Origin of the sequence: Azospirillum sp. TSH58 (assembly GCF_003119115.1) — a bacterium.
In the GTDB taxonomy this organism is placed as follows: Bacteria; Pseudomonadota; Alphaproteobacteria; order Azospirillales; family Azospirillaceae; genus Azospirillum.
Genome location: NZ_CP022364.1, coordinates 2256747 through 2271105 on the forward strand (window position 1 = coordinate 2256747; position 14359 = coordinate 2271105).

The 14359-nt window shown below is 71.7% G+C and carries 9 protein-coding genes; 4 read left to right on the forward strand and 5 right to left on the reverse strand.

Features of this window, described 5'->3' with window-relative positions; genetic code table 11:
* Nucleotides 1–9: 9 nt before the first annotated feature.
* Together moaA and TSH58p_RS14225 are read right to left on the reverse strand one after the other, a co-directional pair.
* Nucleotides 10–1035 carry a GTP 3',8-cyclase MoaA gene (gene moaA, locus TSH58p_RS14220; protein WP_014241273.1) on the reverse strand — a complete coding sequence of 342 codons (1026 nt, stop codon included), beginning with the start codon at nt 1033–1035 and terminating at the stop codon, nt 10–12.
* A 196-nt stretch (nt 1036–1231) separates the two neighbouring features.
* Nucleotides 1232–3322 (reverse strand): 4Fe-4S binding protein, encoded by a 2091-nt coding sequence (locus TSH58p_RS14225; RefSeq protein WP_109068101.1) that lies wholly within the window; start codon nt 3320–3322, stop codon nt 1232–1234.
* A gap of 168 nt (nt 3323–3490) precedes the next feature.
* Between TSH58p_RS14225 and TSH58p_RS14230 the strand changes: the two genes are divergently transcribed.
* On the forward strand, nt 3491–4054 hold the full coding sequence (locus tag TSH58p_RS14230; RefSeq protein WP_109068130.1) for a GNAT family N-acetyltransferase: 564 nt from the start codon (nt 3491–3493) through the stop codon (nt 4052–4054).
* A gap of 35 nt (nt 4055–4089) precedes the next feature.
* Here TSH58p_RS14230 and TSH58p_RS14235 read toward each other — a convergent pair whose 3' ends face one another.
* From TSH58p_RS14235 to TSH58p_RS14245, 3 genes are all read right to left on the reverse strand, one after another.
* Nucleotides 4090–5991 carry a response regulator gene (locus tag TSH58p_RS14235; RefSeq protein ID WP_158282552.1) on the reverse strand — a complete coding sequence of 634 codons (1902 nt, stop codon included), beginning with the start codon at nt 5989–5991 and terminating at the stop codon, nt 4090–4092.
* Between the two features lie 129 nt (nt 5992–6120).
* On the reverse strand, nt 6121–6603 hold the full coding sequence (locus TSH58p_RS14240; protein ID WP_109068103.1) for an MmcB family DNA repair protein: 483 nt from the start codon (nt 6601–6603) through the stop codon (nt 6121–6123).
* Nucleotides 6604–6697: 94 nt separating this feature from the next.
* On the reverse strand, nt 6698–7834 hold the full coding sequence (locus TSH58p_RS14245; RefSeq protein ID WP_109068104.1) for a HAMP domain-containing sensor histidine kinase: 1137 nt from the start codon (nt 7832–7834) through the stop codon (nt 6698–6700).
* 484 nt (nt 7835–8318) lie between these two features.
* On the opposite strand from TSH58p_RS14245, the gene TSH58p_RS14250 reads away from it, so the two are divergent.
* From TSH58p_RS14250 to TSH58p_RS14260, 3 genes are all read left to right on the forward strand, one after another.
* Complete coding sequence (locus TSH58p_RS14250) at nt 8319–9770, forward strand: hybrid sensor histidine kinase/response regulator (RefSeq protein WP_247873826.1); 1452 nt, start codon at nt 8319–8321, stop codon at nt 9768–9770.
* Between the two features lie 244 nt (nt 9771–10014).
* A complete protein-coding gene (locus tag TSH58p_RS14255) occupies nt 10015–12315 on the forward strand; it encodes an ATP-binding protein (protein WP_109068106.1) in 2301 nt (766 codons plus the stop codon).
* Between the two features lie 590 nt (nt 12316–12905).
* The gene (locus tag TSH58p_RS14260; protein WP_371732422.1) at nt 12906–14357 is read left to right on the forward strand and encodes a bifunctional enoyl-CoA hydratase/phosphate acetyltransferase; all 1452 of its coding nucleotides are present in this window, start codon (nt 12906–12908) and stop codon (nt 14355–14357) included.
* Nucleotides 14358–14359 lie beyond the last annotated feature (2 nt).

Sequence of the window (14359 nt, forward strand, 5' to 3'; positions counted from 1 at the left end):
GAATGGGAATCATCCGCCGGTCACGCTCATGTGGCGGGGCACCGCCGGGCCTTGGTGGCGGCGGTCGATGATGAAGTCGTGGCCCTTGGGCTTGCGGGCGATGGCGTCGCGCACCGCCTGGACCAGCAGCCCGTCGTCGTCGCTGAGGCGCAGCGGGGTGCGCAGGTCGGCGGCGTCCTCCTGGCCCAGGCACATGTAGAGGGTGCCGGTGCAGGTCAGCCGCACGCGGTTGCAGCTTTCGCAGAAATTGTGGGTCAGCGGCGTGATGAAGCCGATGCGCCCGCCGGTTTCGGCCACCCGCACATAGCGGGCCGGGCCGCCGGTGCGGTAGTCGATCTCGTCCAGCGTCCAGCGCTTGGCCAGCTCCGCCCGGACGAGGCTGAGCGGCAGATACTGGTCGAGCCGCGCCTCGTCGCCGATCTCGCCCATCGGCATGACCTCGATGAAGGTCAGGTCGAAGCCCTGCTCGCCGCACCAGCCGACCAGCCGGTGGAACTCGTCGTCGTTCACGCCCTTCAGCGCGACCGTGTTGATCTTGACCTGGAGCCCCGCCTCCTTGGCGGCCTGGAGCCCGCCCAGCACCTTGTCCAGCCGGCCCCAGCGGGTGATCGCCTGGAACTTGTGGGGGTCGAGCGTGTCCAGCGACACGTTGATCCGGCGCACCCCGGCCTCCACCAGATCGCCGGCGTACTTGAACAGCATGGTGCCGTTGGTGGTCAGGGTCAGCTCGTCCAGGTCGCCGGCCTTCACGTGGCGGCCCAGGCTGTGGATCAGCTCGTGGATGCCCTTGCGGACCAGCGGCTCGCCGCCGGTCAGGCGCAGCTTGCGGGTGCCCAGCTTGACGAAGGCGGAACAGACGCGGTCGATCTCCTCCAGCGTCAGCACCTCCGCCTTGGGCAGGAAGCTCATGTCCTCCGCCATGCAGTAGACGCAGCGGAGGTCGCAGCGGTCGGTGACGGACACGCGCAGATAGCTGACGGTCCGCCCGAAGGGGTCGACGAGCGGGGCGGCGGCGGTCGGCGGAACGGTCGTCATCGTCAGGCTTCTCCCCAAGGGGGTCCGTATCGTGCAGTCCGGGCGGCGATTATGACGCCGAACCCGATCCTGATATATAGGTCCGAGTTGCGGATTTTTCGCCACCTGGAATTTCAGGCGCAGGAGACCACGGGGCGGGACGCCGGGACTTGACGGGGATCAAGTCCCGGCGCCGCGGTGGGGCCGCTGGCCGCGCTCAGTGGATGCTGCCGCCGTCCGGCCCGCCATCCTTGCCGTTGCCGTTGCCGTTCGGGGTGTTCTGGGCCAGCTCCCGCTCGCGCAGATAGTCCTCGGTCGTGCGCGGCGCGCGCGGGGCGCCCAGCGCGAAGGGCGAGTCGCCCCGCTCGAACTGGTCCACGACGCGGCAGTCGCCGCACATGCGCATGCGGTCGGCGGCCTCCGGCGTGGCGAACATGGCGTGCCGCCCGGCCAGCACCGCCACGATCTTGTCGATCGAGGACTTGGTGGCGAAGGGCTTGCCGCACTTGACGCAGCAGAAGGGCTCCTCCTCCTTCAGCACCTTGGCGCCGCGGGCGCTGTCGCGGAAGTCGATCTCCGGGACCAGCGTGATGACCTTCTCCGGACAGGTCGTCTTGCACAGGCCGCACTGCACGCAGGCGTCCTGCGAGAAGGACAGCATCGGCTTGTCGGCGTTGTCGAGCAGCGCCCCGGTCGGGCAGGCGCCGACGCAGGACAGGCAGAGCGTGCAGCCCTCCACCGTCACCTGCACCCGCCCGAAGGGGGCGCCCGGCGGCAGCGGCAGGACCTCCACCGGCTCCGGCGCGACCTTGTGCAGGTGGCGCAGCGCCAGCATGGTGACGGTGCGCTTGCCGCCCATCGGCAGGAAGGAACCGGGGGCGGGAGCGCCCTCGCGCGGCAGGCTCCACAGCTCCGCGGCGACCGCGTCGGGGTCCTGGGCGTCGATGATCGACACCCGGCCGGAGCCGTAGCCCAGGCCCGCCATCGCCGTCTCCGCCAGACCGATCTGGCTGGCCAGCCCCGCCGTCTCGCCGGCGTTGCCCGGCCCGACCAGAACGCGCACCCGCGCCGCGCCATAGGCGAGCGCCGCCGCGAACACGTCGAAGCCGAGCTGCGTCACCTCGTTCACCGCGAAGGGCAGGACGCGGGCCGGCAGGCCGCGCCCGTACCGCGCGATCAGCGAGATCATCTCGTCGCCGTGCCGCGGGTCGTGGACGAGCAGCACCGGCTCCGTCCCGCCGGCCTTGGCGTAGGAGGACAGAAGCGTGCGCAGCCGCTCGTAGACGGTCTGGAGCGGCGGCAGGGCGTAGGTGCTGGCCCCCGTCGGGCAGACCGAGGCGCAGGAACCGCAGCCGGCGCAGATGTGCGGATCGATCGCCACATGGTCGCCGTTCGGCGTGATGGCGCCGGTCGGACAGACCTCCAGGCAGCGGGTGCAGCCGGTCTTGCGGCTGCGCGAATGGGCGCAGAGGTCGGCCTTGAAGTCGATGTAGCGCGGCTTCTCGAACTCGCCGACCAGATCGGCGGCCTCGAACACCGCCTTGGCGACGGCGGCGGGGCTGTCCGGATCAGGGCGCAGGTAGCCGTCGCGCTTGCCGTGCGCCGGGAACAGCGGCGCGCCGCCGGTCAGGTCCACGATCACGTCGCAGCGCGAGGCGGCGCCGTGCCGCGGCGGCTCGAAGCCGAGGACGGCGCGCGAGGCCGGGATGGCCGGGGCGTAGTCGTCCACGACGATCTCGAAATTGCCGAGCCAGCCCTTGGCGGCGCGGATGGTGCCCTTGAAGACCGGCACATCCATGACGCGCGGCGGGGCGACGTCCTTCGGGGACTTCAGCAGCACGGTCACGTCCAGGCTGCCGGACAGTTGCCGGGCCACCTCGATGGCGCGCTCGTCGGTGCCGTAGACCAGCGCGGTGCCTTCCGACGCCAGGGTGATCGTGCCGGTCGGCGGGATGTCCATGGCCGCCTCGGCCAGCAGGGCGGCGATCTTCGGCCCGGCCAGCGCGCCCTCGTCCGACCAGCCGGCGCGCTCGCGGATGTTGGTGAAGGCGAGGGCGGCCTCCGGATTGTCCTGGGCGGCGATCTCCGCGAACAGCGGGGCCTCCTGGGTGCAGGCGACGAGCAGCGGGGCGCCCTCCGCCACGCGCGCCTCGAACCGGTCGAGCTGGGTGCGGCAGAGCTGGGTGGCGACCGGCAATTCGCCCTCCGCCCCCGCCGCGGCCCCGCAGGCCCTGGCCAACGCCTTGCCGTCGAGCGCCATGCTGTGGGCGCAATCGCAGACGAGCACCGTCCGGCCGTTGATCTTCATCGCTTCCAACCCCTTGCCCTGAAAAGCCCTGCCCTAAAAGCCCTGTTGCACAGGGCGCGTTCCAGTTCTGTACATATCGGCTGGGTGGCACGGTTGCGACAGCAAAATGCGTGCGGCAGGATGGCCGTCCCGCCAATCCACGGCCCCTTCTTCGGATCGCCCCCGGCCATGACCAGCGCCCCCACCCTCCGCGACGCCCGCATCGAGGACGTCCCCGCCTTCCAGCGGATCTACGAGCACCATGTCCGGCACGGCGTCGGCACCTTCGAGGAGGAGCCGCCCGACGTGGCGGAGCTGGAGGGGCGCTTCCGTGCCATCACCGGCGCCGGGCTGCCCTGGCTGGTGGCGGAACGCGACGGCGTGGTCCTCGGCTACGCCTACGGCAGCGCCTACCATGTGCGCTCCGCCTACCGCTTCACCATCCAGGACTCCGTCTACATCGCCGAGGCGGCGCGCGGCCAGGGCCTCGGGCGCCTGCTGCTCCAGGCGCTGATCGACCGCTGCGTGGCGCAGGGCTACCGCCAGATGGTGGCGCTGGTCGGCGGGTCGGAGAACGCCGGGTCGATCGGGCTGCACAGCGCGCTGGGCTTCCGCACCTGCGGCGTGGTCGAGGCTGTCGGGCTGAAGTTCGGGCGCTGGCTGGACGTGGTCATGATGCAGAAGGATCTGGGCGCCGGCCGCTCCGACATTCCGGACGGCGAGGGGCCGAGCCAGCCGGTGGCCGTGCGCTGAAGGCGATGTGAGTCCAAGGCGAACGCACGGTCGCGTCAGCCGCCGCTCCAGCGGTCCAGGGCGGCGAGCGCCGGCGGAACGGCGGCGTCCAGCGCGCGGCGCAGGGCGTCCGGATCGCCGTCGCCGGTCTCCAGCGCGGCTTCGAGCGACCTTGCGGCGCCGCGCAGCGCCACGCAGCCGTAGATTCCGGCCACTCCGGCGATCTTGTGGGCCATGGCCCCGGCGGTCGCCCGGTCCCCGGCGGTCCAGGCCTGCTCCAGCGCGGCGTGGTAGCCGCGCAGCGTGACGAGGGTGTTGGTCACCAGGGCGGCCACCCGCTCCGCCGGCAGATGCTCGCGCATCTGGAGGATGGCGTCCTCATCGAACACGGGAAGGGCGGATTCCTGCTCTGGCGACAGGGCCTTGCCCGCAACGGCGGAAGCCGCGCCGGAGCCTGTGGACAGGCGGTCCAGCAGGGCGGACAGCACGGGCAGGCGCAGCGGCTTCTCAAGGACGGCGTCGGCTCCCGCCGCCCGGCAGCGCTCCACCGCGCCGGGCGCGGAGGCGGCGGTCAGCGCGACGATGCGCAGCCCCGCCGCCGCGGTTCCGGCCCCATGGGGGAGGGCGCGGATGCGGCGGGTCGCCTCGATCCCGTCCATATCCGGCATCTGCATGTCCATCAGGACGAGGTCGTAGCGGTCGCCCTGCACCGCCGCCAGGGCGGCCCGCCCGTCGCCCACCACCGTCACCTCGTGACCGGCGCGGCGCAGCAGCATGGCCGCGGCCTGCTGGCTGACCGGCTCGTCCTCGGCCAGCAGGACGCGCAGCGGGGGCGTGTCGGGCGGCGCACCGGTCCGCTTCGCCCCGTCCGGATCGGACCGGGGGACGCGCGGGGCGCGGCTCCGCGCGACGCCCAGCCCGGCCGCGAGGACCGCCAGTCCGGTGACGAGTCCGACCCCGGCCGGGGCGGCGGCGGACAACTCCATGCCCGCCCAGCGGACGTGGGAGGCGTCCCCCTCCCGCAGCCCGTCGCGCAGGGCCAGCGCGCCGCGGCCGCTCCGCTGGGCAAGGTCCGTGGCGGTGCCGCGCAGCAGCGCGGCGATCCCCGCCGCCTTGGCGGTCAGCGCCTCCACCTCCTGCCGCAGGTCGAAGAGGTTCTGGTCGTCCATTCCCAGCGCGACGAGCTGGCGCGCGGCATCGGCGCGGCGTGGGCTCGCGGCGTCGATCGGCAGCTCGTTCAAAGCGTCGAACAGCGCACCGGCAGCCTTGCGGAAATCGCCCCGCGCCGAGGTGGCCGGCGCCGTCGTGGTGGCGAGCAGGCGCAGCGCCACCGCCTGCCGTGAATCGTCGATCCGGCGCAGCGATTCACCGTCCGGCGGTGGCGTGCGCGATGCGGCGAGAGCCGCCGCCAGCGCCTCGCTGCGGGCCGCCACCTGCCCGACGAGATCCTGAAGGCTGTGCTGCACGCTCAGGCGGCGCTCCACCGTGGCGTTCAGCTCGTCCGCCTCCGCGCGGATGGCCAGGGTGGCGAAGCGCAGCTCGGCGTGCCAATCCCGCGGCAGGGTGTCCAGCGTGGCGCCGAGCTGGTGCGTCCTCTGGCGCAGGGCGTTGTGGGCGGCCAGCCGGCGCTGGGCGGTGCCCGCCGCTTCCAGCTCGGCCGCGTCGGCGGTCAGCCCGGCGGCCAGCTCCGCGACGCGCATGAGGTCGAGCGCCTCGTCCAGGCTGCGGGCGGCCTGGCCGCGGGCGCGGGCGTCCATCTCGGCCAGGGCGAGCCACACGGAGCCGCCGGCCCCGGCGCCGGCCAGCAGCGCGGCCAGGGCGAGCGCGGCGATCCAACCGATGCCGATCCTGGGTGCACCGACTCCGGGAGCGCCGATCCCAGGGGATTCCATCCGCGGGCCGCGGTCGTGATGGTGCGTCTGCGCCGCGGCGGCTGGCCCGGCGTCCTGTGCGTGCATGTCGGCCCGCCCGTTCCCGTTGGTGGCGCAGAGTACACCGGCTTGGCGCGGCTTTGCCATGGAGCTTCGGGGAGCTTCGGGGAGCTTCAACCGGATGGAGCGGCCGGATGGAGCGGCCGCGCCGGGCGCTCACACTGGCGAGGTGTCCTGGCTCCAGGACGGGTCCTCGATCCGGTGCAGGCGGCCGGCCCCGGTGAGCGCGGCGCGCAGGGTCAGCGCCTTGCGCCGCGCCGGGGCCAGCCGGTGTTCCGGCGCCTCGCGCAGGATCTCCGCGCCGTAGGCGTCGGCGACCATCAGGCCGCAGTCGTCGGGGATCAGCTCCGCCGGGAAGGCGTCGTCGACGGCGAAGTAGAAGGCGTCGCACCAGTCCCGGTAGTCCGGCCATTTCTGGTCGGACCGGAAATCGGCCACGCAGCTTTTCACCTCGACGATGACGACGGTGCCGGCGCCGTCCATCGCCAGGACGTCGGCGCGGCGTCCGCTGGCCAGCCGGAACTCCGCCATGCTGACGAAGCCGCGCGCGGCCAGCGCACGGCGCACCCCGCGGAAGATCGGGACGGCGCCGCCCGCCGGGATCGGCGGCTCGTCGCCCTGCAACAGGATATCGGCCATTTCGAATGGAACAGTTCAGGAACGAAGGGGCACAATGACCCGGCTTCGCGCCTTTGCCAAGGGACTTTTGCCGTATCCAGGCCGCGCGGAAGGGTCAGGCGCGGGCAGCGGCGTGGGGAATGCCCTGGGAAGCCGCATGGGGCAGGCTGCGCCGCGGCGGGAACATCAGGATGGCCGTCGTGCCGGCGCCGGGCTCGCTGTAGAGGTCGAGCCGCCCGCCGTGCATCTCCATCAGCCGCTTGACCACGGGCAGGCCGATGCCCGTCCCGGTGGCGCCGCGGGGGACGGCCATGTCGGCGCGGCCGAACGGTTCCAGGACGCGGGCCAACTCGTCCTCGGCGATGCCGGCGCCGGTGTCGGCCACCATCAGCCCGATCCCACCGTCCGGCATGGGGCTGGCCGACAGCATCACCTGCCCGCCCGAAGGGGTGAACTTCACCGCGTTCGACAGCAGGTTGGTCAGCATCCGCTGAAGCGCCCGGGCGTCGCCGTAGAGCAGGGGCAGGTCCCTGGACAGATCCTCTCCGATGTCCACGCCGCGGGCCGCCGCCTTGTCGCCGACCTGGGCCAGCGCCTGACGGGCGGCGTCGGCCACGTTGATGGCCTCCTCCTGCATGTCCGTCCGGGCGGTCTCGCTCTGCGACAGGTCCAGGATGCCGTCGATCAGCGACAGAAGATGCGTGCCGCTGGCGTGGATGTCCGCGGCGTAGCTGCGGTAGCGGGGGGAGCCGAGCGGGCCGAAGGTCTCCGCCAGCAGCACCTCGGAAAAGCCCAGCACCGCGTTCAGCGGGGTGCGCAGCTCATGGCTCATGTGCGCCAGGAACTCCGCCTTGGCCCGGTGGGCGCGGTGCGATTCCGGCACGGCGGGAACCTCCGCGCCAAGCTCCACGAGGGACACGCAGACGGTCGGCGCCGCGCGGTCGGCGCCCGGAGGAGGGGTGTCGAGCGGGGTGGCGGCGATCCGCCAGCGCGCGCCGCCTGGGGCGATCACCAGACGGCGCACCGTCTGGCGTTCCATCAGGCAATCGGCGAGGCAGGCGAACAGGCCGGCCCCCTCGCCATCCTGGAGATCGTCGGCGCGCAGCCGGCGCCCGGTCAGGGGATGCCCGAACAGCCGCTCCGCCGCGCGGTTGGCCGTCAGCCACTCGAAGTCGTCGACGGCGCCGGTGCCGTCACGGACCGCGGCCAGAACGCCGATTCCGTCGGCCAGCGCCGCCAGCGCCGCGCCCATCAGGGCATCGTCGGCCGGTGTTCTGGTTGCCGGCGCATCGCCAACCCGTGCAAGGCCGGCCGTACCGTTCCCCTCCGGCCCGCCGCGATCCAAAAGCGCAGCAGGCGCCGCGCCAGCCGGCGTTGCCGCCTCCGGTTGTCGGTCGCGGAAAGGGGGTTCGATCACGGCATCCATTGGCCGCATAGTCGAAAACTTTTGAGAAACATGCAACCGACAAATTGCGACAACCTCTGTCGTTACTACGGTGTTCCGGACCATGCTCATGGCCTTTTCTTGACTTTTATATAAAAATGCGCTGAATTGTTCGCGTGGTCAGCGGCCTCGAAGGCAAGGCCGGGCGCCGTGCCGGATGCCAAGCCGAATAGTCCTGTCGGTGGTCGGACGAACGGTGGGCTTGATCCTGGGCGCCGCATCCGTAGCCTGTTCGCAGGGGACCGCTTCCGGTCGCCAGGAAACCGCGTGCATGCAGTGGGAGACGCCGCCCGTGACGAGCGAAGGAGCTTATCCGCATGGCGTGGGACGGCACGGCGCGGTCCTGGTCTTCGACGCCGACGACCGGCTGACCGCCTGGAACGAGGCGGCGGAGGCGCTGGCCGGCGCCGGCCGCCTTCTGGTCCAGGGCGCCTTGCCGGAAGCGCTGGCGCCGCTGTTCCGCTGTCTGCCGCCCGGCCACACCGTCACCGACTGGCCGCTCAGCGGAGGCGGGTTCATCCGCCGCACCGCCGGAGCGGACGCCGCGGGGGCCGGGCCCACGGCGGGCGCCGACCTGTCGGGCCGCCTGTTCGCCGCGGCCAGCCACGACCTGCGCCAGCCGCTGGCCGCCCTGTCGCTCCTGTTGGGGGCCTTGGAAGGGCGGCTCGACGGGGCCGCGGCGGGTGGCGGCAAGGGCGCTCCGGGGCGGGGCGGCGCCCTCAACGACCCGGCGGCGCGCGACCTGCTGAACGCCATGGGCAACGCGGTGCAGTCGCTGCGCGGGATGGTGGACGGGCATTTCGACCTCGTGCGGCTGGAGGCCGGTCTGGTGCAGCCGGACATCGGCGCGCCCGTGGTCAACGGCATCCTGACGCGGGTGGCGCTGGACGCCGCCCCGCGCCTCGACGGGCGGGGGTTGCGCTTCTCGGTGCTGCCCTGCTCGGTGCGGGTCGCCACCGACGCCTCGCTTCTGGAGCGCATCCTTCAGGGATTCGTGGCCAGCACCCTGCGCCACACGGAGCGGGGGCGGGTCGTGCTCGGCTGCCGCCGCCAGGGGGCGCATCTGCGGATCGAACTGTGGTCCACCGGTCGCGGCCTGCTTCCCGACCAGCTTCTCGCCCTGAGGGAGGAGTTCCAGCGCCCGGACGGCTCGGGTGACCCCTCGGCGATCGATCTCGGCCTGCGGCTCGCCTGCGGTCTGGCGCGGCGGCTGGGGCACCGGCTCGAGGTGGACTCGGCGCCCGGCCGCGGCACGATGCTGGCGGTGCTGGTGCCGCGGGCGGCGGACGGTGCGGACGAGCCGCCGGCCGCCGCGGAACCCGGTCCCGCCGATGCCCCCGCTCCCGGCGCGGACGTCAGCCGCGCCCGCGTGCTGGTCATCGAGGACGACCCGATGGTGCTGGACGCGCTGGGCGCGCTGCTCGGCCAATGGGGCTGCGCGGTGGTCGCCGCGGACTCGGTGGACGACGCGCTGGAGCGGCTGGGTCCCGGTCCGCAGCCACCCGACCTCGTCATCTCCGACCTGCGGTTGAAAGGCGCGATGAACGGGATCGTCGCCATCCGCCAGATCGGCAAGGCGCTCGACGCCACGCTGCCCGGGCTGATCCTCACCGGCGACACCGATCCGATGCGCCTGCGCGAGGCGCGGCTGTCCGGATATCCGTTGCTTCACAAGCCGGTGGCGCCGATGGCCCTGCGGGGGGCGGTGGCGCGGCTTCTCGGTCGCGAGCGGCTGAAGTCCTGAGGAGGTTTCGGGTCGCTTTGAAGTGCCGAGCCCCATCGCCGGCTTTGTATTGCAGGATTGACATCAAAATGGGCGCGCAATCCCCTTGCAAATGACAATCAATAGTCGGCCGCCCCGGTGTTCTCCCCGGAACATACTATCCATTTGGGAGGATAAGGGCTTTTCCATTATCGAGGCGTGGGGCTGCTTGCTATAGTCGAACGATCCGACGATTTCGGTGATAAGGCGTTTGGGAACGGGTGGCATGGCGCTGCTGGACAGAAGGAGGCGGGGCTCGTTTGCGGTTCCGGTGCTGGTCGCCGCGGGCCTGACGTTGACCCTGGGCGCCTTTTTCCAGATGCGCGCCGCCAACCGCGATGCGGAGCGCGCGCAGCACGAGCGGCAGTTCGCCCAGTTCCACGACGCCCTGACGGAGCGGATCGGCAGCCACGCGCTGCTGCTGCGCACGCTGCGCTCGGCCTTTTCGGACGCCCGCCCGGCCACCCGCGACGCCTTCGCGGCGGCGGTCCGGCCGATGATGCCCCTCTATCCCGGACTGTGGTCGGTCACCTGGGTGCGTCGGGTTCCGCCGGCCGAGGTTCCGGCGCTGGAGGCGGACATGAGGGCCGCCGGACGCCAGGACTTCGCGGTTCAAGACGGGGCTGTTCAGGACGGGGCCGTTCAGGACAGGGCCGTTCAGAACAGGGCCGTTCAGAACAGGGATGAGACGGGCGGCGACACCGCCGGCGCCCCCCCGGCCTCCTCCCAGGGGGATCTGTTCGTCAACACGCTGGTGGAGCCGGAGCGCGGCGGGGTCTTCGGGCAGGGGATCAACATCCTGTCCCTGCCCAACCGGGCGGAGGTGCTGGCGCGGGCCTGCGCGTCGGGCGAACCGACGGCGACGGAGGCCCTGCCGCCGCGTCAACGGGGGGAGTCCGGGCGCAGCATCGGCCTGTATCTTCCCGTTTACCGCTATCCCGTGGACGAGATGGACGGGGCCGACCGCTGCGCGGAAGTCGCCGGCTACGTCGCCTCGGTCTTCGGCATCGCCCGCCTTCTGGAGGAGGCGGGCAACCGCGTGAACGGCCTGCACGGGGCCGTGCATCTGCTCGACGGGCCGGCGGGGGACGGCGGGCGGGTCCTGGCGTCCCGCGACCTCGACGCCCCGTCCGCGAGCCGGGAGGGCATGCCCTTCAGCGAGATCCGCAAGGATGGCGAGACGGTGGTCGAGCGCGATCTGCTGATCGGCGGCCGGCGCTGGACCCTGGCGCTGGCGATTCCGCCCGAACCGCGGCTGGGGCCGGTGGATTATCCGGCCTGGATCGTCCTGGTGATGGGGCTTCTTCTGACCGGCGCGCTGGCCGGCTACACCCGGCGCGAGGCGCAGGCCAAGCGCCTCCTGGTGACCGAGGCCCGCGCCCGCGCCGCCATGGCCCGCGCGCTGCGCGAAAGCGAGGAGCGGTTCCGCATGGCGCTGCGCCATTCGCGGGTCGCCGTGTTCAGCCTGGACCGCAACCTGCGCTACATGTGGATGTACAACCCGCAGACCGGGCGGGCGGCGGAAACCTTCATCGGGCGGACCAACGCCGGAATCCACGCGCCGGACGACGCGGCCCGGCTGGACGCGGTGAAGCGGGCCGTGCTGGACACCGGCACCGGCTCCCGGCAGGAGGTCCGCATCGGAGGGGCGCCCGGCCCGGAGCAGGTGTTCGACCTGATCGTCGAGCCGCTGCGGGACGAGGTCGGCGCGGTGTCGGGCGTGATCTGCGCCGCCATCGACATCTCCGACGGTGTGCGCATCCGCGAGGCGCTGGCGGAGGCCCATGCCGAGGCGGAGCGGGCCAACCGGGCCAAGTCGCGCTTCCTCGCCGCGGCCAGCCACGATCTGCGCCAGCCCTTCCAGGCGATGAGCCTGTTCCACCACATCCTGTCCGCCCGCCTGTCCGACGCCAAGCAGATGGAGGTGGCGGAGAAGCTGGGCGAGGCGATCGCCGCCGGCAACACGCTGCTCAACACGCTGCTCGACACCTCCGCGCTGGAGGCCGGCAACGTCAAGCCGCGCCCCACCGTCTTCCCATTCCAGGACATTGCCAACCGGCTGAACCGCGAGTTCGCGGAGCAGGCGGCCAGCAAGGGCATGGTGCTGCGGATGGTCCCGACCTCCGCCTGCGTGCTCAGCGACCCGGTCCTGCTGGAGCGCATGGTGCGCAACCTGCTGGTCAACGCGCTGCGCTACGCCGGGACCGGGACGATCCTGCTGGGCTGCCGGCACCGCGACGGGCACGCGCTGGTCGAGGTGTGGGACACCGGGCCGGGCATCCCCGCCGACCAGCTCAAGCTGATCTTCGACGACTTCTACCGCTGCGGCACCGACCAGCGGGACAGCGGGCGCGGGCTGGGGCTGGGGCTCTCGATCGTCCGGCGCACCGCGCAGATCCTCGGCCATCAGGTCGATGTCCGGTCGCGCGTCGGCAAGGGCACGGTCTTCTCCATCGCCGTGCTGATGGTCGGCGACCGCCACCACCCGTTGCCCGAGGAGCCCACCACGTCGGTGGCGAGCGCCTGAGCCCGTCCGGCTTTGCCATCCTTGCCATGCGCGCGGCGGGCGTGTGCGCTGCGGAATCGTCGGGATGGCGGGACGCTGTTCTCCCCGTTTCACGAAAATCCCGATAATCCGTCAATCCCGGACCTGGACGCGCAAGGTCTTGCCATGCTGCGCCTGCTCAGTGATACAATGCTGCGCGAGCGGATTGTGGTGCCGGAAAGTAAACGGATTCCGTCTTCCAACCGCTTGACATAGGTCATGGGGTGAGACCTTGGGCCGTCGTAAGACCGTGACGGAACGACATTTCCGCCGGTCGTCGAAGACGGACGGCGCGGGGTGCGGCGGGGACGGCGGAACCGGCGGCGACGGGGGGGTGCGACATTGTTGCACCGCAACGGAACCGCGAAATGCGCCACCCTGTCACATCTCTTTCACGGTGCCACGTTATTCAGGGCACCCCGAACCGGCCCCTGGCGGGCGGCCCTTCCCGGGCCGGCCGATCCAGGGGTCCAACAAAAAGGCCGCGGACGACAGGGCGATCCGCAGGCCGGGAGGATTCGGCCCGGGGATCACGTGATTCCGAGCCGCTATCCGATTGAGGAGCTTCTCCAATGGACCGTGTTACCGCGCCCGCCACCCCCGACTTCGGCAAGAACGGCTCAGCCATGATCGAGAACGTCACCTTCGAGGAAATCCAGATCGGCCAGCAGGCGAGCCTGTCGCGGCGTCTGACCATGTCCGACATCGAGCTGTTCGCCACGGTGTCCGGCGACATCAATCCGGCGCACCTCGACGAGGAGTATGCGGCGGACAGCCAGTTCCACAAGGTGATCGGCCACGGCATGTGGTCGGGGTCGCTGATCTCCGCCGTTCTCGGCACGCTGCTGCCCGGTCCGGGGACGATCTATCTGGGCCAGGACCTGCGCTTCAAGCGCCCGGTGGGCCTGGGCGACGTCATCACCGTGACGGTCACCGCCAAGGAGAAGCACGCCGAGAAGAACATCGTCGTCTTCGATTGCGTGGCCCGCAACCAGGACGGCAAGGAGGTCGTCTCCGGCCTCGCCGAGGTGATCGCGCCGACCAGGAAGGTCCGCCGCGCGGCGCACGAGCTGCCGCAGGTCCAGGTCATCCGCCACGACGGCCATGACGAGCTGCTGGGCAAGACGGAATCGCTGCCCCCGGTGCCGACCGCCGTCGTCCATCCCTGCGACGAAAGCTCGCTGAAGGGCGCGGTCGAGGCCGCCGAGGCCAACCTGATCGACCCGGTGCTGATCGGCCCGGCCTCGAAGATCAAGTCGGTCGCCGAGGCCCACGGCCTGGACATCAGCCGCTACCGCATCGTGGACGTGGCGCATTCCCACGCGTCGGCCGAGACCGGCGTCCGGCTGGCCCGCTCGGGCGAGTGCGAGGCGGTGATGAAGGGCAGCCTGCACACCGACGAGCTGATGGCCGAGGTCGTCCGCAAGGAGACCGGCCTGCGCACCGGTCGGCGGCTCAGCCACGTCTTCGTGATGAACGTGCCGACCTATCCGCGCACGCTGCTGATCACCGACGCGGCGATCAACATCTACCCGACGCTGGAAGACAAGGTGGACATCGTCCAGAACGCCATCGACCTCGCCAAGGTCCTGGGCGTCGAGACGCCGCGCGTCGCCATCCTGTCGGCGGTGGAGACGGTGAACCCGAAGATCGCCTCGACGCTGGAAGCGGCGGCGCTGTGCAAGATGGCCGACCGTGGCCAGATCAAGGGCGGCATCCTCGACGGCCCGCTGGCCTTCGACAACGCCATCAGCCTGGAGGCCGCCCGCACCAAGGGCATCGTGTCCGAGGTCGCCGGCCAGGCCGACATCCTGCTGGTCCCCGATCTGGAGGCCGGCAACATGCTGGCCAAGCAGCTCTCCTTCCTGGCGAACTCCGACGCCGCCGGCATCGTGCTCGGCGCCCGCGTGCCGATCATCCTGACCAGCCGCGCCGACAACGTCCGCACCCGTCTGGCGTCCTGCGCCGTGGCCGTCCTGGCCGCCGCCGCCCGCCGCCGTGGCGCCGCCGCCGCGGCCGAGTGAGA